The sequence below is a fragment of the Ovoidimarina sediminis genome (assembly GCF_032586175.1).
Classification (GTDB): Bacteria; Pseudomonadota; Alphaproteobacteria; order Rhodobacterales; family Rhodobacteraceae; genus Ovoidimarina; species Ovoidimarina sediminis.
Map to the genome: position 1 here is coordinate 1 of NZ_JAWHTE010000020.1, position 22,961 is coordinate 22,961.

A 22,961-nucleotide genomic window follows, 5' to 3' on the forward strand; every position below is an offset into this window, starting at 1 on the left:
ACATGATCCATCCTCCCAGACAGGATGAATCACAAATCAGCTCCAACAGGAATCCCCGCGATTCAGGTTTTCAGTCGCATGCTTTAGTGTGAACTCACTTCATGTGTCATCGTGAAGCTCTAACTCTTGCCATATTGCTGCCGCAACCCTGACCAATAATCGCGCTAGCAACCCGATGCGATGCTTTCGGGACGAGCACAGCCATGCCAAAGAATAATACAGACAAGGGTAACGGTGGCTCGGGTAATAGTAGAGATGAGGACCTAATCTACGCGGCCGACGGTCATGCCGGAACCTATGTCGGCGGCAGAGGCAACGATACCTATTATGTCGACGACCCAGGTGACTTGATTTTCGAGAAAAATAATGCCGGCACGGATACTGTTTTCACTTCCATTGATTGGACGCTCGATCCGAATGTCGAGAACCTCATTTATGAAGGATCGGGTGACTTTGCAGGCCGAGGTAACGACGAAGATAATGAGATCACTGGCAGCATTGGCAATGATAGCCTATACGGAGAGACCGGCAACGACACTCTGACAGGTGGTGACGGCGACGACCAGCTTTTTGGAGGTGACGGATCCGACATTCTTCATGGTGGAGATGGATCGGACATCGCGTACTTCGATGGCCCAGTCGCCGACTACTCAATTGAGATTGTCGACGACAACCTTGTTGTGACCTCTCTCGTAACCGGCTTCAGAGATCTCTTGAGTGGGATCGAATGGCTTTTCTTTGACGATGACCTCGTAGAGGTTGCCACACTTTTTACAACTCCATCGCCGGACCTCAGCGCAGCATCAGACAGTGGCAATACACTTGAGGACGAAAGCTATGTAATTGCTGTCCTCGATAATGATGCTGGTTCTGGTCTCGTAATTACTGGCGTCACTCAGGGCGCCAAGGGCACGGTGTCCATCAACGACGACGGCACCCTGACATACACTCCCGCGGCAGATGCTTACGGAGAGGACACATTTACCTACACAGTCGAGGATGAGAACGGTGCGATCGACACTGCGACGGTTACGATGGACATCGCACCCGTGAATGATGCCCCTATCGCTACCGACGATTTCTTCACCTTCGATCCCGGCGCTGATTACTTCGGCTCACCGAACACATTGGAAAATGATGAAGATCCAGATGGGGATTTGCTCAGGATTTCCGCCGTCGGGACGAGCCCGGATGCACTCGTCGACTTCGTAGCAACCGAGGGTGAAGTCCCGATACAAACGGCCAATGGCGGCACCGTGACCATGCAGGTCGATGGCACTTTCTCCTATACAGCGGCAGATGGCTTCACAGGCGAGGACAGCTTCTATTACTCGGCCGTCGATCCCTCTGGCGAGACCGCCGTTGCAGCTGTGTCCATCAATGTTACCGCCCCTGCACCTGAAACGAACCCGCCTGAGACAGAACCAGCGCCATATTACGTCGATGGTCTAATTTACGGGGATCCATACCGCCTGAACATGGGCAGCGAGATCGGAACATCCGCAACCGTTACCTATAGTTTCGCGAACACTGCGCCCGAATATTATCCAGGCGAAGGATCATTTGCGGCAACGTTTCGAGCATTCAGCGATGCAGAGCAAGTGGCCACTTTGGAGATTCTGTCAGAGATCGAAAGTTTTGCGAACCTGACATTTGTAGAAGTCGCCGACCCTGGAGAGGCAACCTTGGTTTTCGGCCAGGCCGATCTCTCCGGATTTTCCGGCCTGGCATACAAACCGGAAGGCTCCGAAGTTGGCACAACGGCCAGCGACGTTTGGATAGACTCTGTATTTGCCTACCTTGGAGACGGCTTCGAGGGCGGATCTGCTCAGTACTTCACACTCATGCACGAGATTGGCCATGCAGTCGGCCTCGATCATGCAACGCTTCCAGAGAGTGAGGAAAATCAAAAGTACACTGTCATGGATGCGTTCGGCCATCCAAGCTACAGCGGCGCTCCGACCTCCTTCCAACTGTATGATGTCGCGGCACTTCAGTACCTCTACGGCGCCAACAGCACCCATGCTGCAGGAGATGACGTCTACAACTTCGACGATTTGTCAGACCGGACAGAAGTAATCTGGGACGGCGGAGGGCATGACACCATTGATATGTCAGCGGCCACATTCGGTGTCGGGATCGACCTCAACGAAGGCGCGTTCAGCAGCGTTGCATCAGCAGGAATGGAAAATGTTGCGATCGCCTTCGGCACTAAAATCGAGGATGCAATTGGAAGCCAGTACAATGACGTGATCGTTGGAAACGATGCCGATAACCTCATCAGCGGAGGCGGCGGCAACGACAGCCTCTTCGGAGGCGCTGGTGACGACACCTACGCCATCGGCGCCGGTTGGGGCAAAGACGTGATCGAGGACTTTGCGGTTGGGGAAGACTATCTCAGTTTCTCGAATTCCAATCTGACACTGGAAGATCTTTTTATTACCAACGTCGACGGCAATACTGTAATCACCGATGGTGAAAATTCGATCACCCTTTTGGGGATCGATGGCATAGAGCAAGAGTTCGACGAAACCTCTATCATCTTCTGATCTGGTGCTGCAGACACCACTTGAGAGAGCTGGCGCATGCGGCGCCAAATATTCTGCGCTTATCAAAGGGTTCGATGCTTTCCTTTTCGAGTTCCCAATTGATGACTTCTCAGAGGTTACCCGCTTTCGGACGAATTCGGAAACGGCGGATCGATTTTCCGTTTTTGGCTCAAGATCCAGACATCCCATTAGCCGCTGAAGGGTGGATCAGGCGATCGGCAGATGCCACGAGAACTGGGGGTAGACAGTATAGCAGTCCAAGTTCTCCGGCGCTTCATCGGCAGTTCGAGTGGAGCTTGGGACCCAGCACTCCAAGATGTTTAATTTGCAAGGCCCCATAGCGTTTGTTTTTAAGCCGTGAGCACCCGCTGACGTGATCACTGATGTTACCGGGCAGACGCCAGGATCTTTTCGTAGGTTTGCTCAATTCTGTCGACTGCTGCGCGTCGCGTGAAGAACGCTTGCGCTTTTTGGCGTCCAGCCTGCCCGAGAGCCTCAGCATGTGCGCGGTCTGTCACTAAGCGTAGTAATTTTTCTGTCAGCATCTCGACATCGCCGGGTCGGACCAAGTACCCAGTCCTTCCATCATCAACTAGCTCCGATTGTCCTCCGACATCTGACGCCACCACGGCCGTGCCTCGTATCATTGCTTCGAGGGATACATTGCCAAATGGTTCCTGCCAGACGGAGGGGACTACTTGGACCCACGCCTCTTGAAGTCGCTCCTGTAGGTCGGCGTACTCGAGCTGTCCCTCAATTTGCACCTGTGAACCGGCCCCTCTCGCCCTGCGTCGAAGCACGTCCTCAAGTGGTCCAGTCCCGACGACAAGGAGCCTGGCACCCGGAAGACGCTTCCGAACTCCATCGAAAGCATCGAAAAGGACATCCAGTCCCTTCTCGCGAGAAAGACGTCCTGCATACGCCACAAGTGGAGAGCTGCTGAGCGACGGACAGTACGGCGCCTCATCGATACCGTTCGGCAGGACCAGCACATCTTTAAAGCCGTTTTCTTCAAAGATCCTAGCCATTGCTTGGCTTAGCGTAGCGACTGCATCTATGTTTTGCCGCCAGCGTCGAAGCATGGCCAATTGCGCCATCGCCGAGATCCACGTTCCGGCTGATACGCACCCAGTCTGATAGCAGACATATCCCGCCCGGGACGTGCATTGAGTAGCGTCCGGCAGGATCTTCAGACCGTTGGGGCAGACAGCCTTATAGACGGCGGCTTGAAACAAGACTGGCACGTCACGGAGAGCAGTAAGAATAAGCGGTGAAAGCTGCCACAGGAACATACGGATGTGCACAACGTCGGGCGGATGCTCACGAAGCTCTCTACGTAAGGCCCGAAAAGCACTCAGGTTTAAAGTCTGCGTAAGCACCTGCCTTCGGTCGGAATACCCCTTGCAGGTACGGTCCGCCAAAGTCGCAACCCCATGTAGCATGACGTCAGACGACAGAAACCGCACGTCGTGCCCGCGCGAGATTAGGTGCTCCTTCAAGGCAAGCATCTGTAGCTCTGCACCGCCTGAGGGAGAGCCGTAATCACTGATGAGCAAAACTTTCAATGGCTTTTTTGATGCCCCCGTCCCAACTTCGCCCGGCCAAGATGTGCCGTAGTGTTGACCTCCTGCAATCTGCTTCAAGCTAGCTTTGAGATGCCATTCGAAGCCGCAAGGTATCTTAAAAGAGTGGTTAGTTACAGTGCATGTGGAACCGCGAACCGTTGTCAGCAGGCATGCAAAGTGCTTTCGTCTTCGGCATGTCAAAGTCACTTCAGGACAAATTGGGACAGTGCCTTATCACTGGCGCAACGGGATTTATCGGCACCGTGGTTGCCGAAATGCTTGTCGAAAGGGGCGCTGCCGTGCGCGCTCTTGTCAGGCCGACAAGCAACACCGCGCGTCTCTCTGCACTTGGGGTCGAACTTGCGATTGGAGACATTACGGATCCTTCGAGCCTAGGGTTCGCTTTCCGTAACGTGGATACAGTCATTCACCTAGCTGTGGTGCGTCACGCGATTGGCAGTGGACCGGATGCGGGACGGGTCGAGCACCGCGCCGGGAACAGAGAGGTCATTTTGGGAGGCATGCGAAATGTCGCTGAGGCAGCGGTAACTGCTGGCGCGCGGCGCATGGTACTCTCGAGTTCAGCGGGCGTATCCGGTGACCATGGGTACTCGACTATATCCGAGACAACCCCCGAGCACCCCAATCGCCCTTACCGAGTGCTCCGGCTCGACGCAGAAAAAACCCTACGTCAGATCTGTAAAGAGACTGGCCTTGCGGCAACAATTTGCAGAGTGACACACACCTACGGACCGGGCGATCCAACAATGGTACGCGTGTTTCGTTTGATCGCCCGGCAATCGTTCACGCTGATTGGAAGCGGCCGCCAGTACAATCATTTCAGTTATGTCGACGATATTGCAGATGCAATCATCGCCAGCGCGGCTGTCGCCACGCAATCGGCACCAGTGTACTTAATCGGTAGCGAGCCCTTACGCCTGTGGGATTTTCTTACAATCATCGCTGAAGAAACGGGCGGCAAGGTAAAACGAAAGGCTTGGCTGGATCCAATCATTCGTCCGGCGGCCTTTCTTTACGAGCGGATGGGGCAGCCATTCAAAGCGCAGTTACCTGGAGTTGAGAACCTCGATTTCCACGTAAATCCTCGACGCTACGATCTGTCAAAAGCGCGTGCCGACCTCGATTTGCGTCGCGGCGTACCGGTACGCGAAGCGGTCCGCAAAACCGCAAATTGGTATCGGCGGCAGGGACTGCTCTAGCACCTCGCGTAGCCTCGATACTCGCCAATCAAGTCCAAGCGCCAAAAACTTCAAGATCCTTGCGGTTCAGATGTTCAAACCTATCCATTTCATGCCGCACCAACTTCGCTCTCGAATTTCCCGGGCCTGAGCAGTAGCCGATGCCCTGGCCAGCCGCGTCGAATACGAGGCCTAGAAGAACAACAGGGCCGAGCCCCCTCTCGGCAATCTGTGGGTGGCCTCCAAAAATCCCTTTGCGCATCCTTGCGTAGCGGATGAATGGAATTGCCGGGCACAGAAGAACATATACGAGTCGACGAAAGATGCTCCACCCTTCAGTTTCTGCCCGGTTGGCGCCATAAAGGCGACCCGCCGTAAAACGCAGCGCGGCAGTCGATTGGAGACTAGACACATTCAAATGCCGCACCCTTGCACTTGGAGAGAAGCGGAAAACGCCGCCAGCACTTTTCAAATCATGGAGGATTTCGGATTCACGATTGAACTTTGTGTACATGTCGGGACCGAAGGCCTCCAAAGCAGACCTTCTGTAAGTGCAGTTGTGCAGGCAAACCCAGTCAATATCTCCTTCTGGCGTCTTCTCGCTCCAGGGCGCAAATGCAATCAACATGTTCACCCATCCAAATCGCGACCCTGCGTTGGCGGCCATAAAGGCCGCGCCGACAGCCACTGTCCTATCATCGAACATCTCTAGGGTCTTTTCAGCCCATTCTGGCTCCGGGTAGGCATGATCTTCTATCGAAGCAACAAAGGGGGCGCGGGCCTCCCTAAGCGTACTACCTGCTGCAAAATCAACATTATCCACATCTTGAGTAAAGAAGCGAACGCCGTGAAAGTGGGAGAGCAGATCCGTTTCTTCGTCAGCATACGACGCATCCGATGAGGTGATCAGGAGCTCAATTCGGTCTGCAATGGTTTGTGACGCGATCGCCTGCAACGTCCTGTGAAGCACGCGCCGATCCCCAGCCGTTGTCAGAACGACAGTAAGCTCTGGAAGAGAGCTGCTGGCTTTGGTGGCGTTTGGCAAAACAAGGCTCCTATTCGATCACTTTTGCAGCGTTCGCCCCTTCACGGCCATCAACACAACTTCGAGCGCCTCAAACCCGTCTTCAAGATCGGGTGAAGTTTGTTTGTTCTCGCGGGCCGCAGAAACGAAGGCTTCAAGTGCGATTCTGAAGGATGGCTCGCGATACGGATTATGGAGCAACTCTCGCGGTGTCACAGCTGCAAGACGGGCCAAAAGTCGGGCTAGCCTTGGAGAAAGTTTGGATCCTCCTTGCAAGGGCGGAACACCTGCGTCAGCCAAGTCGATATGCAAATGCCCTCTCTCACAAAGAAGTTCTATACGATGAGTGCTGGTTGAAGTTGTCTGAGCGACTGTAACAGATACGGGTGCGCCTGTTTCCAGCGCGCCGCTAAGGATGGCCACAGATCCGCAGTCTTTCTGTGTGCTCACGGAATGAAGAGAATCCACCTGCCATCTAGAATCCGTAAGGAAGCCGATAATATCGACATGGTGGATCGCGAGATCTAGCAGAGCGTCACCGCCGCTGTTTTTTTTGGCCTTCCATCCCGGCAGCGCTCGTTTTGCGGAAGTCATCACCGATCTCACGGCGCAGACCTCTCCCAAGTGTCCGGACCTCAGCATGCCGACCGCCTGAAGGTAGTGGGGATGGAAACGGAAGTTGAAGCCGACCATACCGGTCTTTCCTGACTGTCGCCAACGACGGATCATAGAGCGCCCGTCTTCCAACGAGAGAGCCAGAGGTTTCTCCACATATACGGCGCAGGATGCGTCGAATGCGGCACAGGCGACGGGAGCATGCAACGCAGGCGGAAGGCATATTACAGCAGCATCAAGAGCGCCGATTTCAAGTGCCCGCCGCCAATCCGAATACTGCATCGCCCCGGGTGCAAGATGTACGAGACGCCCGCGGTTTTCCGGGTCAATATCCACCAGTGCAGTTAGCTCAACATCCGGGAGCTGAGACAGGATTGGAGCATGAAAGTGGGACGCTATTCTTCCGCAACCGAACAGACCCACGCGTAACTTCATGCATAAACCCCCTACTCACAATAGTTTGAGATGGACCTGACGCAAACCAGAATTGCGTCCCGTTTTCACACCTTGAAACTGCATCGCGCTTTCCACACGCTAAATGCATCTGCCGACCGCATGAAACACAGACGTTTCCCGCGGGCGCTTTATCGGAAGTTCGCGTCGGGACAGGTCTGCGTTATCGGAAGTGCGGGGCGGCTCGAGTGTCTGGGTATAGGCAATATCGGTAGTTCGTGTCCTGGGCGTTAACCTTCTGGGGACACGCCGAAACTTGCGCCGGATCCACCCCCTAGAACTGAGAGCGGGGAGTGCCGCACCGTGACGGTCAATAGTTCACAGCAAACACACGAACATGTGACCTAACACCTTGAGATTGATCCAAACTCCGGCGGCGCAAGTACTTCTCAATCAAATAGTAGCATCTTGAGAGAGTATAATGTCTCGACATATGATCACTCCCCTCGCACGCGTCCTCGCGCAAACTTTCGCCGCTGTCGGTGAGCACCTGGTTCTGCGCAAGCCAAGCAGCAAGCCCTTAAACGAAGCCGACTATCCGGAGATCGACCACGGATAGCGATCCCCAAAAAGCGTGGCTAGTCCGCACGGGGAACAATATCACTAGCCGGATGGAGCGAAAGCAGCCCTCTCCGAGGCCAGACACTCTGGGCTGGGCTGCTCTGCACGGCCGCTCCAGCGATAGACCGACACACCCACCCATTCTTTCAAACTCCGGTTCGAGGTGTAGTGCGTCGAAATGGCCTGAGGGGGCCAAATGATCCCTGTCTATTCTTTCTTGGCCCTGCGCAATCGGCGATGGCTTATCGGCAGTTCGAGTCAGACACGGGGCGCCTTATGGGCAGTTCAAGTCCGGCGTGAATGGTTGTCGTGCTAGCCTGCGACGCTCGGAGAGCCATGTTGCTGGGCACGAAGGCCCTGTCGCAAATCCCAGGCTACGGGTTCAGGACCGTCTCAATGCGGATCAGGAGACCGAGGAAAGAAGGATCAAGGATCAGCCCGGTCGACGTTTTGACGGTGGCGCTGCTGCGATGACACATGGACCTGGCAGTGCCACTGATATTGTGGATCCTGAGAGGCGGCAGGCTGAGGCCTTCGCCGAGGCGATTTTCGAAGACCTCGCCCGCAGGCACAGTGAAATGCCAATTACGGGGTTCATCATCGCCGTGCCACCCTCATTCCTGGGCATCCTGAGAGACAAAATAAGCGACGATCTTCATAAGCGACGATCTTCGAAAGACAACTGTGGCGGAGGTCCCAAAGGACTTGACAAACATGCCTGTCCGAGGGCTCCAGAATGCCCTACTCGCAAGCCTCTAGGACGTATCTCTGACCTGTGAGGACGTCTCCGCCTGAGTGTCGTGGCAAACAGGCACTAAAACAGGAAACGGGCAGAATCTTGATCTCGGACAGAGACAGCGCCTCCGGAGAAGTTAAACTGATGGCGTGCCACACTCGTCGATGTGGGGTCAACTTCGGAGGACAGGACGGTGGCAGTAAAGATCGCGGACCTGATGGCAAAGCGCGTCGTGACATCGACGCCCCATCAAACGGTGGGACATGTCCGGGACATGATGCTCCGCAACAAAGTACATTCCATCCCGATCGTTGGGCCGGAGAACGAACCGCTCGGGATCGTGACCACCACTGACCTTGCCCGCCGGGTGAAAGACACTTCACCGGTGAGCCGGATCATGACGCGCGATATCGTTGTCGTTCCGGCCTACAATGATGTGAGCGTGGCTGCCCGCGTGATGCGGAAGCACAAGATCCACCATGTTATCGTCACGCATGAAAAAAAAGTCGTCGGCCTCATTAGTTCGTTCGATCTTCTCAAACTTGTCGAAGGCAAGCGGTTCGTGATTTCGAACGCCCCGACGCCTAGGAGGAAACGCAAAGGTTAGCCATTCGCCCGGCGCTCTGCTCCGTTCCGGCGAAACGATTCGAAGAGAATTGAAGATCATTTCAGGCGGCGCAGCAGATCCATCGACGGATCCCCGGTCACGGGCAGCCCCATACGCGCCTGATACTCTCCGATCGCGTCACGGGTTGTAGGACCGATGACGCCGTCAATGCCCCCTGTGTCGAAACCGCGTGCCGTCAGTTGACGCTGCAGAGCGATGCGATCGTCCTTGGTCATGCCGTTCGCGTCAGGTGGAAAGCTGCCCCGAAGGGGTGGCGCGCCGGCGATGCGATCGGCGAGGTGACCGACCGCAATCGCGTAGGCATCTGAATTGTTGTACCGCTTGATGGCACGGAAGTTTGACGTTGTGGAAAACCTCGGTCCACCCGCCTGCGGCTGAATGACACTGCCAGAAGGTGCGTCACTCCCAACCTCGCCGCCCCATCGAAGCCCCGACTGCCAGCCGTTTCTGGAAAGGTAGTTCGCCGCGGAAGCAAGCGCATCGGTTGGATCATCTGACCAGACATCGCGGCGGCTATCTCCGTCGAAATCGACCGCATAAAATAGGTAAGAGGTCGGAATGAACTGGGTGTGCCCCATCGCCCCTGCCCAACTCCCCCTGAGGTCACCCGGCGCGACCTCACTCATTCGAAGTATTTCGAGCGCGGCGAAGAGCTGGCGCTTGAAGAACCGGCCCCGACGCCCGTCATAGGCAAGCGTCGACGTTGCAGAGACGACTGGGACCTCCCCTCGTCGCTCCCCAAAAAAGCTTTCGATGCCCCATATCGCTGCAACAATGTAGGCATTGACACCAGAAGCGCGTTCGATCGCTTTTAGGCGCGTCCTGTTCCGGGCATATGACGCGCGTCCTTTGGTAACGCGCTCGTCTGAAACCGTAATAGACAGGTAATCTTCCAGGGATCGTCTGAATTCTATCTGGTTGCGATCACGTTCAACGACGCCCGGAAGGTATCCGGTGCCGCGGAAGGCGGATGAGACGAGGCTCTCAGAGTAGCCCTGCCGGACAGCGCGCGCGCGGAAATCCGCAACCCACTCCTCGTAGCGAGCATTCGGCGTAGGGCGGAGGTCCGGAGGTAGGTCTGAAGCGAGCCCCACCTCCTCAACACTGAAAGGGTCAGCCCCACTACAGCCGGCAATGCCGAAAACAGCCAGCCCCGCCGAAAAGTTCCGCCGATTGATTTTCACAAGGCACCCTCCGCGCTTGCCCCGCGATGGGGTGATGTTGGGGCAGCCCGGCGATCATTGACCGGTGATGGAAGTCGATTGTCGGAAATCCACGAAAAAGGTCTAAGAAGACGACCGATTATTGCGGGCGGACCTCCGTAGCTGTCCCGAAGAGATCCCTGAGCATCTTGCAACCTGGTCATCCGCGAAACTCGGCGTCGAGTGCAGCCAGAATCCGTGCATCCCGCCCATAGAGATCTTCGCGAAACTGAACCACGCGCTCCTCGTCCATCCAAGCCGTGAAGTACGTTAGCAATATCGGGACCGGCTTCGGAAGTCTGACCCGCGTCGTGCTTCCGATCGCGAGAATGGCCGCACGACGTGTTGCAGACCAGTCTGGGTCATCCTTCATAAGAAGGTCAGCTAGTTCGAAGGGTTTTTCGATTCTCACGCAACCTGAACTGAGATTGCGTTCGGCGCGGTCGAACAGCGAGCGGTCGTCAGTGTCGTGCAGATAAACGGAGTGTGCGTTCGGAAACATGAACTTCACCTGCCCGAGCGCGTTCTTCGGGCCTGGCCTTTGGCGCAGGGTTATGTTGGGTGTACCTGCCCAATCCACGAAGTTCGGGCTGATCGGACGCCCCTTCGCATCCAGGACTGTAAAGCCACCGCGTGCAAGGTATCCAGGATCACGTCGGATCAGCGGGAGCTTGTCTTTAAGAAAAATTGATCTCGGCACCGTCCAGGTGGGATTAAATTCCATATATTCAATCTCGTCCCGAAAGACCGGTGTTTGGCGGAAGGCCTGGCCAACAATTGCGCGCGCCTTCCAGACCGTCTTGCCGTTCTGAACGAACTGCGCCTCCGGGCCGCCGATGTTCACAAATACGTAGTCATTGCCGAGGTCACGAAACAGCCAACGCGCGCGCTCGAGGCTCGCGCGAAGCTGATCGATGCGTTCCATGACCGTTTGGTTTAGGGCGCGAAATGTCTTGGGCCCCACCACGCCATCCACTTCAAGCCCATGCCGCGCCTGGAATGCTTGAACCGACGCGAGGAGTTCATCGTCGAAGACCTGCATCTCGCTTGGAACACTGGTGTAATCACCTGTAGCGGCAAGACGCTTTCTGAGGATTGCGATACGCTCGTCTTTGTCGCCATAGCGGAGGGTTTTGCCCTCAGGCACTGCAGGCCATCCGCCACGAGCCTCTATTGACAGGTACAGGTCCAGAGCCTCCTGGAGCGCAAGATACGCAGGATGGTTAATCTCGATATCGTCAACAAGTGCCCCGAAGGATGCCACCTCGAGGTATTCGTTTACCATTGCCGCGGCATTGGCCGGCACGAATGCACGGCCGAAAGACCAGGTGGGATCGAGAGAAAGGGGGTCGACCTTACCCAGATACACATGATGGAGGAGCCGTGCAGCGACTTCGGTGGCTGCGATGTCAAACCGGGCCTGAGCTGCCGCTGGGCCCTCATTCGCCAAGCGACGCAACTCAAGAAGCGACGATATCGAGAAATCCCTCTGCTGAAAGCCGTGCCGTCTGGCCCCCAATAGTTCACGCACCAAATCCTCGCTGTGGAGGGCATTGCTCCATAGGGGCATATGATCCCGCAAAGAATACAGCTCGGAAACGAAATCGAGCGACGTGAGCCTCACGCCGCCGATAACCTTCATCTCTCCGGCTTCTATGGCCGCAATCTCGCGGGCGATCTCATCTTGCAACGCATCGGCTCGTGCAAAACCGGCCAGCAAGATCGATATTGAAACGATCGAACGAACCAGAGAGCTGAAGATCTTGCAAATAGCGATCAGACGGCGTCCCAATTGCCTCAAGCCTTGATGTCGAACCTTACAACATCCCAGTCGTGCATTCACGGTCCCATCCTCGTTCGGCCAAAGCGGGATATGACCTTCAAGTCGTCGCACCAACTGCTCACCATACCCTTAGAAAGTAGGCAATCTTCTCGACAATACGAGTAGGGCTCACAAAGCGGATAACGTCTGGAAACCTTGAAGAACTCCACTAAGACTCCGACCCAAGCATTGGCTTACTTTACTTGCCGCAGGGGAATTCGGATCGTCACGACAGGTCCTCAAGAGACGGAAGAACATGACAGCGGTTAATCCTGTTGAAGCACTCGGTTACTTGGCATCGATCCTGGTCTTCTTGACATTTTGTATGAAGACCCTCGTCCCTCTGCGGATTGCCGCCATCTCATCAAACCTGGCTTTCTTGCTCTATGGGTTTGCCGCAGATCTTATGCCAATCATCCTGCTTCATGGATTTCTCCTCCCGCTTAACATTTTCAGGACATGGGAACAGCTCACAAGCATTCAAAGAGTTCGCCGTGCCGCGCGGGGAGAGGTGTCAATTGACCTGCTCCTGGGATCAATGACGCCGTGCGAAATGCGTGAAGGCGATGTCATTTTTCGAAAGGGCGATGTCGCGGACAGAATGTACTACATCTCTAGCGGGCAAATTAGGCTGGAGGAGCTTGACAAGACGATTGGAAGAGGGGTGCTCCTGGGCGAAGTCGGGCTATTTTCGAATGAGCAGTCGAGGACAGCTACGGCTGTTTGTGTCACAACAGGCGAGATCCATTGGATAGAGCGGGATAGGATCCTCAAGCTTTGCCAGGAGCATCCCGAGTTCGGATTTGCGTTGACCCGGCTGATTTCGAACAGAATGGCCGAGAACCAGCGTCAGATGGAAAGCCGGATACGCGAGCTTGAGCGGACCGTGCGGGACATGAAGAAAGAGCGCATATCTGCTTAAGGCCTGCCTGTTGATGTGCCTCGCGAACTTAGGTCTTGCTGTCGCCGACGCAATTGAGAGAAGTGATCATCCCTTGCGCCACCTCCTCCAGGCGCGCGATCCCGATCTTAGATCCAGCGAAACAATCGCGATGCCAAGTGGGATCATCCAAAAGCCAAGGATCGGCAAAAAGCCGAATACGCCCCCGACTATGAACAGCAGGCCTAGGAGCGTTCGCGCACCTGCGGGCACGCGGTGGCGAACGCGATACAGGGTTTTTCTCCAAAGTCTGCGCACCCTACCCATCTCACACTTCTTTGCAGGGCGGGCCACGACACACCGCCTTTCACCTAGAGACTGACGCAAAAAGTCTTGGGTGGTGAGGGCCGTGAAAAGGACCGACCCGCACCGACACCGTATTTATGGTAGCAGCATTCCACGGATCATGAAGAAGAACGCAGCAGCGAGTATCGCCGCTATCGGGACAGTGATCACCCACGCCCCAGCGATCCGCAAAAGGAGGTTACGCTTGACCAGTTCTACCCGGTGGACTCGCCCGAGCCTTTTTCGTTCGCGCTTGCCTAGGAGCCTGTCTTCGGCAGCCTGCGCCTTCATCTCACGCAGCATCTCACCCTTCATTGAGACATCGGCCGCCTCGAACCGCACTAGGAACGCTTCGATTTCTTCGGGGTCGTGATCCGCGTGATGTTCGCGGATCTCATCGAGCATGCGTGCGTAGCTCGATTTGATGTATTCACGCAGAAACCCGACGCCGAAGACGCCGCCAACAGCGATATGGGTCGAACTAACGGGCAAGCCAAGCTGCGACGCGATAATGACCGTAATCGCTGCAGCCATCGCGATGCAGAACGCGCGCATCTTGTCGAGTTCGGTGATTTCGGTGCCGACAGTCCGGATGAGCTTCGGCCCGTAGAGTGCGAGGCCAAGCGATATACCGATCGCGCCGACCGCCATGACCCAGAGCGGGATCGCCGCGTTGACGATCACTCCACCGCTACCAACGATGGCTTCGTTAATCCCCGCAAGCGGCCCCACGGCATTCGCCACATCATTGGCGCCATGCGCGAAGCTGAGAAGCGCTGCTGCGAAAATCAGGGGTACGGTGAATAGGTCGTTCACGCTCGCCTTGTGATTCTCGAGCCGCGTCGTCATCCGCTCTATGTAGGGACGCATGATCAGGTAGACGCTTCCGGCCACGGCAATCCCGATCAGCACCGCAACAGGAAAGGACACCGAAACAATCTTCTTGATGCCCTTCAGCATCAGGTATGTGGCGAAGGCCCAGGCCATTGTGGCCACCAGGACCGGCACCATCCGTTTGGCAGCCGCGAGAACGTCCGATTTGTAAGTGATGGTGCGCTTTATGATATATAGAAAGCTGGCGGCGATCAGCCCGCCCATGACCGGCGAGATCACCCAACTTACCGCGATTTTGCCGACGACGGACCAGTCTGCGATATTCCATCCCGCCGCCGCGATCCCGGCACCGAGAACGCCGCCGACAATCGAATGGGTTGTTGAGACGGGCGCACCCACAGCGGTTGCGAAGTTCAGCCAGACTGCGGCAGCCAGAAGTGCGGCGATCATCAACCAGATGAATGTATCCCGGTCGGCGACCAGATCAGGGTCGATAATTCCGCTCTTGATGGTGCCAACGACATCTCCGCCGGCAATCAGTGCACCGCCAGCTTCGAAAAAGGCGGCGATGAGGATAGCCCCCGTCAGCGTGATGGCATGTGAGCCTACGGCCGGGCCTACGTTGTTGGCCACGTCGTTCGCGCCGATATTCATCGCCATATAGCCACCGATCATCGCAGCAGTGACCAGCAGGATGCCGTCAACGCCGCCATCGGTGCGCACGATGGTGAACAGCATGATGCCCACGATGAAGAGCAGCGCCGTCCCGAAACGGAACAGCTCGTCGCGGTTTCGTTGGATCGCAGTTTCCAGGTTGTCAGTTCTAAGCAAGAGAATCCCCGTCTACGCGCAATCTCCTATGGAATCATGCCAGGGCTTCAGAAAGACGGAATGACGGAGGTCAAAGACAGCAGGAAACCGATGCAACCATCGCCATTTCGTGTTTCGTCCGGCCAAATACAAACTCCACGCTTGCATGTGCCCTTTTAAGTCGCTTGAGGCAGTACGTGAGCGTTGAGGCAGTGGCGCGTTATCAACAGTTCGAGGCGGCTAGAGTGTCCGGGTATAGGCGATATCGGTAGTTCGTGTCCTGGGCGTTAGCCTTCTGGGGACTTGCCGAAACTTGCGGCGGGTCCCCCCCAGGAGTGAGAGCGGGGGGGGGCACCGTGACGGTCCATAGTTCACAGAAAACACACGAACCTGTGACCTAACACCTTGAGATTGATCCAAACTCCGGCAGAGCAAGTACTTCTCAATCAAATAGTAGAATCTTGAAAGAGTACGATGTCTCGACATGTGATCACCCCCCTTGCCCGCGTCCTCGCGCAAACTTTCGCCGCTGTCGGTGAACACCTCGTTCTGCGCAAGCCAAGCAGCAAGCCCTTAAACGAAGACGACTATCCGGAGATTGACCTCGGTTAGTGGGCGCGCTCCGTTTGCGGTAACGGCATTACTGCCGGGGATCTCGGCGACGGATACCGCGAATCCATACAAGAAGGAGGGACACACGCCCCTGCTCCACGACCGGCCGCTGTTCCTCGTTTACGATGCGCTCTTGGTCGAACCGTGGAGGTGTTGTCCGTCCGGCTGAACTGATTTCGCGTCGATCATGTTGCTTGGCATCCCAATCGATTCCGAACCTGATCATGAAGGTGTTCATCTCAACTCCTTCCTCAGAAAAACGGGTAAACGCTGTCTCGACTTTAAATTCCCACCCACATCTTCATGCCGTTGGTGAGCCCAGCCTCGGCCCACCGCACTGCGATGAGCGGCTTGCGGCAAACATCCTTACAACGATTTGTGCAGGCGTCTGATTTGGCGATGCTGGTGTATACATGCATGGATCTTTCTCCGATCCGATTTGTGAACATACCACGATTCGCCCTGACTTTCTGTCGACAAAGCCACATTTCTTCAGGTAATCCCGACCGTAGGGCGCATGTCATAGTTGTATCGGTAGGAAGAATTCTGAGCGTTGAGACGGGTTGTGCGCTATCGGCGGTTCGGGTCGGAATTCTCGTCGGGATCAGCTGCACGAGCCGGCGCGCTCCTGCCACATGCGGAATAGAGACGCGCCCTGTTATCCGATCGCCCTCTAGCTACGACAGGCCCCCAAGACTCCGAGGTGGTGACCCTAGAAAGAGGGTTTTGGCGCTATGGGACGGGCGCCCCGACGCCGAAGAAGAGGTCACCACAAAAAGAGAGGGGCTCTCGCCCCTCCCATCCCGACCGGTCCTTGTCCCTCGACTTATTTCGGTGTCCAGTCCAACGGCGACCGTGTTCTCCGGTCTGCCAGCCTATGTTCCCCGCGCTTGTCGCGCTTCAGATCAATTCCGATCCCAAAATTAATATTGAAAGCATCCATCGTTAATTCACTCCTCGTCAAACTTTGAACTCGTTGCTTGGCTCAGATCCCGGCCCGCATCATGAGGCGTCCAATCAGACCCGCATTGGCCCACCGCTCCGCGACCAGGGCCTGATGGTAGATCTCTTTCCGGGCGGCGCTGCGGACATCTGTTCTGGTGCGGGTTGTGTAGAGTTGCATGGGTCTTTCTCCGATTTCCTAGTTCAATCTATCCAGATCGCATTCTCCGATCTGTGATCTGCGCCACATTTTCGACACATTTCCCGATCGCCCACCGCTATGGTGACTAAGGCACCGATTCAAAAGCATTAAACTCTGAAGTCCACTCAAATGATCCGCGTCATGAATGCCCTGCAGTGACGCGAAGTGTCCTCCAAGCCCTGGTCTGCGTTACCGGCAGTTTGAGTTGGGGACGGTATGCGTTGTCTACAATCTGACTCGGCATTCCGGGAATGGGACCCATAACGGCGGCCAGCCGAGGCGTATCACCGCTCCTGGCTCCACTGGCTTGGAAGTCGGGCAATCAGAAAACCGCACATCAAACCCGCGGAAGAGGTCCAGACGAAAGCCGAGGCCTGCCATGTCCCCTTCCGCAGAGCCTCCCTATTGAGCGGTCAGGCAACGGCATCAGAAGCATAAAATCGCAAAAGGCCCGTACAGGACGGAAAGGTCCCCAAAGCTCCATAAGGGTCCAGCGATGTACCCGGCGCCAGGTCTGAACGCCGCCGCCATCCTGAAAGCTTGTTAATGCGACTGCTGCCCCAGAACGCGAAGAAGCGCACCGAGCAGTGCATGCGGAACGGTTGGCGCACGACCGACCCCGATGAATTCGTCACTGTCCCGGCTGGATGTCTTTCTCAGGGAACACACCCAATGCCCGTTCGGTTGCCAGGCCTTTCCCTTCAAACTGACCGTCCACCCAGGGAGCACAAGGTGAACGAGCGACAGCAATTGATCCGTCGAGTCGAGATTGTACAGCTTACCTTGAGCATCAACCGCTGCGTCCACCTCGGCAATCGCTGCCAGGATATCCCCCGCCAAGGCATCTTCGACTTTCAGCGCGGCCTCAATCCTGTCCGCAAGCTCGAGCAAGTTCGATCGTGTCATGTGTCCGTCCTCATTCTTTGAAGCAAGCATCAACCGTTCCGAACTAGGAATCCTTGACACTGATCAACGCGCCCACCGCAGCCTCTCGTAGGTTTGACCGCGGGACCGGTGCCAGATCAGGAGTGCTCATGACGACCGATAGCGTTGCAGTCATATTCTTCGACAACCTAAAGCGTGAAGATGTTGCTCTCGTGGGGGGTAAGAATTCGAGCCTCGGGGAAATGGTGCAGTCCCTTGCTGCAAAAGGCATTGCGGTTCCGCCCGGGTTCGCCACGACGTCCGATGCGTTCCGGAGCTTCATCGATGCAAACGGGCTGGGAGACGTGATCGCCGATAGTCTTGCGGAGCTTACAGCGGGCAAGAAAACACTGGCTCAAACCGGGCAAAAGATCCGCCAGGCCATCGCTGCAGGCGACTGGCCCCACGATATCGAAGAGGCTATTCGCCAAGCCTACCGGGACCTTTGCCGTCGGACCGGTCAGGAGAACCTGCCTGTTGCGGTTCGATCCTCAGCAACGGCGGAAGACCTTCCCGATGCGAGCTTTGCCGGACAGCAGGAAACCTATCTCAACGTCGTGGGTGAGGACGAATTGCTCGCGGCCTGTCGGAATTGCTATGCCTCGCTCTTCACGGACCGCGCAATCACCTACCGCACTGTCCAAGGGTTTGATCACACGCAGGTCGCGCTGTCGGTGGGGGTTCAGCAGATGGTGCGGTCTGACATCGGTGGGTCCGGCGTGATGTTTTCCATCGACACGGAGTCTGGCTTCGACAAGGTCGTCCTGATCAACGCCGCCTGGGGCTTGGGCGAAAACGTCGTACAAGGTGCCGTTACGCCTGACGAGTTCCAGGTCTATAAACCATTTCTACAGGACGAGACGCTCTCTCCGATCGTCGCCAAATCTCTTGGCGCCAAGGAGATGAAGATGATCTATTCGTCGACCCCAGGCGAGACGATCCGGAATGTCCCGACTTCCAAGGCTGAACGCGGACAGTTCGTCCTGTCCGATGCCGAGGTTCTGGACCTTGCCCGCATGGCGGTCACGATCGAGGACCACTACGGGTTGCCCATGGATATGGAATGGGCCCGAGACGGGATCACGGGCGAGTTGTTCATTGTCCAGGCCCGTCCAGAGACCGTGCAGAGCCGCATGGATGCAGGAAACCTGAAGTCCTATACGGTCGGGGCGCACGGCGAAACGCTGGTCACCGGCATCTCGGTCGGGTCAGCGGTAACCACCGGTTTGGTTTGCCTGATCGAAGACGTCAAAGACATCGACCAGTTTGTCGAGGGGGCGGTGCTCGTGACGTCGACGACTGACCCGGATTGGGTCCCCATCATGAAGAAGGCCTCCGCGATTGTGACGGATCATGGAGGAAGGACCTCTCACGCGGCGATCGTCTCGCGCGAGCTTGGTGTGCCGGCCATCGTAGGCTGTGGTGACGCGACCCATGTTCTCCACTCGGAACAGGAAATTACCGTAAGCTGCGCCGAAGGAGACACGGGGTTCGTCTACGGGGGCACGGCAGAGTTTACGGTCGAGCAGCTCGATCTCGATCATGTTCCGGAAACCAAGACGCGCATCATGCTCAATCTCGCCAATCCGCAAACCGCGGCTCGCTGGTGGAAGTTGCCAGCGGATGGTGTTGGTCTCGCGCGTATGGAATTCGTCGTCTCGAATACAATCAAAGTGCACCCCGAAGCACTTCTTCACTTCGACGAGGTCCGCGATGAGACCGTGCGCACCGAGATCGAGGCAATGACGGCCGGCTATGATGACAAACCGCAGTACTTTATCGATCAGCTTGCCATAGGTCTCAGTCGGATCGCGGCGGTTGCCTACCCCAACCCGATGATCCTGCGGATGTCCGACTTCAAGACCAATGAATATGCCGATCTCCTTGGGGGACGACAGTTTGAACCGCACGAAGAAAACCCAATGATCGGCTGGCGCGGTGCGTCGCGTTACTACGATGACGGCTACCGTGACGGATTTGTTCTTGAGTGTCGGGCCGTCGCCAAGCTGCGCAACGAGATGGGGTTCGACAACGTCATCATTATGATCCCGTTTTGCCGCACTCCGGAAGAAGCCGACCGCGTTCTCGCAGTGATGAAAGAAAACGGGCTCGAACGCGGCAAGGACGGCATGCAGGTCTACGTCATGTGCGAGGTGCCGTCGAATGTCATTCTGGCAGAGGAATTCTGCAAGCGCTTTGATGGGTTCTCGATCGGCTCAAACGATCTCACACAGTTGACCCTCGGGATCGACCGGGACAGTGATAAACTCGCATCTTTGTTTGACGAGCGTCACCCAGCGGTGGTCTGGATGATCCGATCGATTATCGAGCGTGCGCATGCAAAAGGTCGGAAGGTCGGACTTTGCGGGCAGGCCCCGTCGAACTATCCGGACTTTGCCGCGGTGCTTGTCGATGCCGGCATCGATACAATTTCCGTGACGCCTGACAGTTTTCTTGCAGTGAAGAACATCGTCGCCGCCGCGGAGAAATAGTTCCCAGCCCACCCTGAGAACCCAAGACCGTAGTCTCCTCGAACAGCAGATCGTCCGACAAAGAAGAAGGAATGCTACGTGTATAAAAAGATACTGATTGCGACAGATGGCTCAGATCTTGCGAGCCGCGCTGTGGAGCACGGTCTTGAGTTGGCGAAGTCCGTTGGAGCCTCGGTTGTGATCTTGACTGTGACACAAGTCTGGTCGTCGTACGCAATGGCAAGTGAAGCTGAGCGAGGGAAACCGGACGCTATTCAAGCGTTCGAAGATGCAACAACGCGGGCCGCGTCCAGGATACACAAGGCTGCGTTGGGTCGGGCAGCCTCTATCGGTGTTCGCTCGGAAAGCCGGCACCTGCGAGATCAAAATCCAGCTGAAGGTATTCTTGAGACAGCGGAGCTAGAAGGTTGTGATCTCATCGTCGTGGCGTCGCACGGACACCGGGGACTTCGCAGAATGATGATGGGAAGCCAAACCGCGGAGGTGATTGCTCTGAGTAGGAGACCCGTACTTGTGCTCCGCTGAAGAGTCGGGACCGGTCTGCGTTATCGGCAGTTCGAGTCGATTTGCAGTCCCCGCAGCGATCCGCCGCCCCCCAGAAAATTGCCCCGTATCAGGCCGCACGCATCGCTTGGCAACCAGCCCCCCGCAGAAGCGCGCCGGGCGCTTGAGCAATCTGAGGGCTCCGCGCCCGGCGCGCTTGCCCAGAACACCGACGAAGAATATGAAAACCAGACCTGCAGACTCTCGTTATGAATGAGGGATCCTCGGGGGGCAGGTCAGAGCCATCTAACGCAACCCTTCCCGTTCATGGCGCGCCCTGACCTGGCACGAAACGTGCTTACCCTGCAGTGTACGGTGTTCGGCAGCGTGGCAAGCGGGGCACAATGTGATGGTTGTCATCACAGTTGATTGCATGACGGGATCAGACATGAACTCCTCGCCACACGCCTCAAGGGATTGGCCCTTAGTCAGAAGTTCTGCCTGCGAGATCGAACAGTGATGACATATTGTCGACCTCAGAGCCTCCGATATTTGATCCGCTTCGAGCGACAGGCAGAACCGACAATGAATGTCGATCATGATAAATCTCTCAGTCCCGTGCAAAGTCGCACTAAGCCCCATCGAAGAGGCGCACCGCGCGCGCTTATCTTCCTTTTCTGCTGGCTCACGAACCCAACTCGCCGTTCATCGATGGAGACGCGTCTACCATGAACCCATACTTTTGTATAGGTTGCTTGAGCCAGTTCGTCCGTACTGTCTAGAGGGCTACGCTGTATGCAATGCTCAGAACAAGCGTCTTTCCCTGGCCATCAACGCCGCCTGCGTACGGTTATCTGCACCCAGCTTCGACAATATGTTGGTCACATGCAGCTTGACCGTTACTTCCTTAAGGGTGAGTGCACTCGCGATATCCCTGTTTGACCTGCCGTAACTCAGAAGCTCAAGCACATCGTACTCCCTTGGTGACAATTGCCATTCAAGGCAGGATGCTCCCGCACTCTCGTCTTCAGATATATTAATCGGGAAGAACCGTCCGCCGGACATCGCCTTCCGAATGCCTTCCAACATGGTTCGCACAGACAGCGATTTCGGCAGATATGCGCATGCGCCATACTGTAAAGCCCGAGCGGCCGTCTTATCGTTGGTTACACCAGACATCAGCGCTACCTTTACGGATCCATGAAGATCCCGAAGTTTCCGCAGGCCCTCAAGTCCATTCATCCCCGGCATTTCATAGTCGAGGATTACAAGATCTGTCTCTGGAGCTTCCGTAAGGGCGTCTACAGCTTCATGAAAATCCGAAGCGACATTCACCGTGAAACCTTCGGATGCGGCGATATAGGTAGCAATTGTATCGCGTACGAGTTCGTGGTCGTCAGCTATTAATACTGTAGGCATCTCAAAAATCTCTCTACCAAAAGCATTGCTCTAAATGAGGCGGCACAGCGGAGGCCAAAGCCGTGAAATTGAGGACGCTAAGCTCGAGCCACACTTTCAATTATCTCTCAATGGTGTCATCAAATCAATAAGGAGACGGGGAGGACTTCTGGAATGTCAGTTTGGCGTGTATCTCTTACAGCGGCTTTCATCTGGGTCGCGCAGGCTGGAACTGCCACGGACAACGACCTTTCGGCGTTGTACGTTGAAAGGCTCGACGGCTCGGAAGTGAAGTTTACGCTTGAGGACCTTGATGCGCTTGAACAGGTCGGGTTCTCGACATCAACGGTATGGACGGATGGGATCAATCACTTCAGCGGTGTTTCGATCCTCAACCTTCTTGAGCATGCAGAGGCCGAGGGTTCTACGCTTCGGATGGTCGCACTGAACGACTATTCCATAGAGATGCCCGTTGAGGAGCTCGACGAGAAGGCACCAATTGTCGCCTCACGAATGAATGGCGATACCATGTCGATACGTGAAAAAGGGCCATTCTGGGTGATCTACCCCTTCGATTCAGATCCGGAGTTTGCGAGCGAGATTAATCGATCACGTTCCGTATGGCAGTTGTCTCGGCTCGTGTTGGTCAAATAGGGTACTCTGTAAGATGGATCAAACTTGAAGA

Annotated in this window: 17 protein-coding genes and 1 pseudogene; 9 read left to right on the forward strand and 9 right to left on the reverse strand. The window is 56.0% G+C overall.

Annotation, left to right across the window (positions count from 1 at the left end; all coding sequences use genetic code 11):
- The first annotated feature begins 203 nt into the window (after positions 1-203).
- Positions 204-2,549: an Ig-like domain-containing protein gene (locus RXV90_RS19115; RefSeq protein WP_316650704.1), complete on the forward strand. Its 2,346-nt coding sequence runs from the start codon at positions 204-206 to the stop codon at positions 2,547-2,549.
- Positions 2,550-2,935: 386 nt separating this feature from the next.
- Here the strand turns inward: RXV90_RS19115 and RXV90_RS19120 are convergent, their stop codons facing one another.
- Complete coding sequence (locus RXV90_RS19120) at positions 2,936-4,321, reverse strand: glycosyltransferase family 4 protein (RefSeq protein WP_316650706.1); 1,386 nt, start codon at positions 4,319-4,321, stop codon at positions 2,936-2,938.
- Here RXV90_RS19120 and RXV90_RS19125 point away from each other — a divergent pair.
- Complete coding sequence (locus RXV90_RS19125) at positions 4,255-5,334, forward strand: NAD-dependent epimerase/dehydratase family protein (protein ID WP_316650708.1); 1,080 nt, start codon at positions 4,255-4,257, stop codon at positions 5,332-5,334. The genes RXV90_RS19120 and RXV90_RS19125 overlap by 67 nt on opposite strands.
- A gap of 28 nt (positions 5,335-5,362) precedes the next feature.
- On the opposite strand, the gene RXV90_RS19130 is transcribed toward RXV90_RS19125, so the two are convergent.
- Positions 5,363-6,358, reverse strand: a complete 996-nt coding sequence (locus tag RXV90_RS19130) for a glycosyltransferase family 2 protein (protein WP_316650710.1) — start codon at positions 6,356-6,358, stop codon at positions 5,363-5,365.
- 18 nt (positions 6,359-6,376) lie between these two features.
- Positions 6,377-7,387, reverse strand: coding sequence for a Gfo/Idh/MocA family protein (locus tag RXV90_RS19135; RefSeq protein ID WP_316650711.1), 1,011 nt, complete (start codon positions 7,385-7,387; stop codon positions 6,377-6,379).
- Positions 7,388-8,262: 875 nt separating this feature from the next.
- On the opposite strand from RXV90_RS19135, the gene RXV90_RS25870 reads away from it, so the two are divergent.
- Together RXV90_RS25870 and RXV90_RS19140 are read left to right on the forward strand one after the other, a co-directional pair.
- Positions 8,263-8,745 (forward strand): host attachment protein, encoded by a 483-nt coding sequence (locus RXV90_RS25870; RefSeq protein WP_410482386.1) that lies wholly within the window; start codon positions 8,263-8,265, stop codon positions 8,743-8,745.
- A 150-nt stretch (positions 8,746-8,895) separates the two neighbouring features.
- Positions 8,896-9,309: a CBS domain-containing protein gene (locus tag RXV90_RS19140; protein WP_316650713.1), complete on the forward strand. Its 414-nt coding sequence runs from the start codon at positions 8,896-8,898 to the stop codon at positions 9,307-9,309.
- A 56-nt stretch (positions 9,310-9,365) separates the two neighbouring features.
- On the opposite strand, the gene RXV90_RS19145 is transcribed toward RXV90_RS19140, so the two are convergent.
- Positions 9,366-10,514, reverse strand: coding sequence for a lytic murein transglycosylase (locus RXV90_RS19145; protein ID WP_316650715.1), 1,149 nt, complete (start codon positions 10,512-10,514; stop codon positions 9,366-9,368).
- A gap of 178 nt (positions 10,515-10,692) precedes the next feature.
- A complete protein-coding gene (locus RXV90_RS19150) occupies positions 10,693-12,324 on the reverse strand; it encodes a L,D-transpeptidase family protein (RefSeq protein WP_316650717.1) in 1,632 nt (543 codons plus the stop codon).
- Between the two features lie 286 nt (positions 12,325-12,610).
- Here RXV90_RS19150 and RXV90_RS19155 point away from each other — a divergent pair, with 286 nt between their 5' ends.
- On the forward strand, positions 12,611-13,276 hold the full coding sequence (locus RXV90_RS19155) for a Crp/Fnr family transcriptional regulator (protein ID WP_316650719.1): 666 nt from the start codon (positions 12,611-12,613) through the stop codon (positions 13,274-13,276).
- 399 nt (positions 13,277-13,675) lie between these two features.
- Here the strand turns inward: RXV90_RS19155 and RXV90_RS19160 are convergent, their stop codons facing one another.
- From RXV90_RS19160 to RXV90_RS19170, 3 genes are all read right to left on the reverse strand, one after another.
- Positions 13,676-15,244, reverse strand: a complete 1,569-nt coding sequence (locus RXV90_RS19160) for an inorganic phosphate transporter (protein ID WP_316650721.1) — start codon at positions 15,242-15,244, stop codon at positions 13,676-13,678.
- Between the two features lie 1,576 nt (positions 15,245-16,820).
- On the reverse strand, positions 16,821-16,958 hold the full coding sequence (locus tag RXV90_RS19165) for a hypothetical protein (protein WP_316650723.1): 138 nt from the start codon (positions 16,956-16,958) through the stop codon (positions 16,821-16,823).
- A 564-nt stretch (positions 16,959-17,522) separates the two neighbouring features.
- Positions 17,523-17,885, reverse strand: coding sequence for a hypothetical protein (locus tag RXV90_RS19170; protein ID WP_316650725.1), 363 nt, complete (start codon positions 17,883-17,885; stop codon positions 17,523-17,525).
- Positions 17,886-18,013: 128 nt separating this feature from the next.
- Here RXV90_RS19170 and ppsA point away from each other — a divergent pair, with 128 nt between their 5' ends.
- The 3 genes and pseudogenes from ppsA to RXV90_RS19180 all read left to right on the forward strand — a co-directional run.
- The gene (ppsA, locus tag RXV90_RS19175) at positions 18,014-20,395 is read left to right on the forward strand and encodes a phosphoenolpyruvate synthase (protein ID WP_316650727.1); all 2,382 of its coding nucleotides are present in this window, start codon (positions 18,014-18,016) and stop codon (positions 20,393-20,395) included.
- Between the two features lie 78 nt (positions 20,396-20,473).
- The gene (locus tag RXV90_RS25875) at positions 20,474-20,920 is read left to right on the forward strand and encodes a universal stress protein (protein WP_410482387.1); all 447 of its coding nucleotides are present in this window, start codon (positions 20,474-20,476) and stop codon (positions 20,918-20,920) included.
- 87 nt (positions 20,921-21,007) lie between these two features.
- Positions 21,008-21,151, forward strand: a pseudogene (locus RXV90_RS19180) (IS3 family transposase); the annotation flags it as partial.
- A 531-nt stretch (positions 21,152-21,682) separates the two neighbouring features.
- Here RXV90_RS19180 and RXV90_RS19185 read toward each other — a convergent pair.
- Positions 21,683-22,297, reverse strand: coding sequence for a response regulator transcription factor (locus RXV90_RS19185; protein ID WP_316650728.1), 615 nt, complete (start codon positions 22,295-22,297; stop codon positions 21,683-21,685).
- 153 nt (positions 22,298-22,450) lie between these two features.
- Here RXV90_RS19185 and RXV90_RS19190 point away from each other — a divergent pair, with 153 nt between their 5' ends.
- Positions 22,451-22,930 carry a putative pterin-binding protein gene (locus tag RXV90_RS19190; protein ID WP_316650730.1) on the forward strand — a complete coding sequence of 160 codons (480 nt, stop codon included), beginning with the start codon at positions 22,451-22,453 and terminating at the stop codon, positions 22,928-22,930.
- Positions 22,931-22,961: the final 31 nt, after the last annotated feature.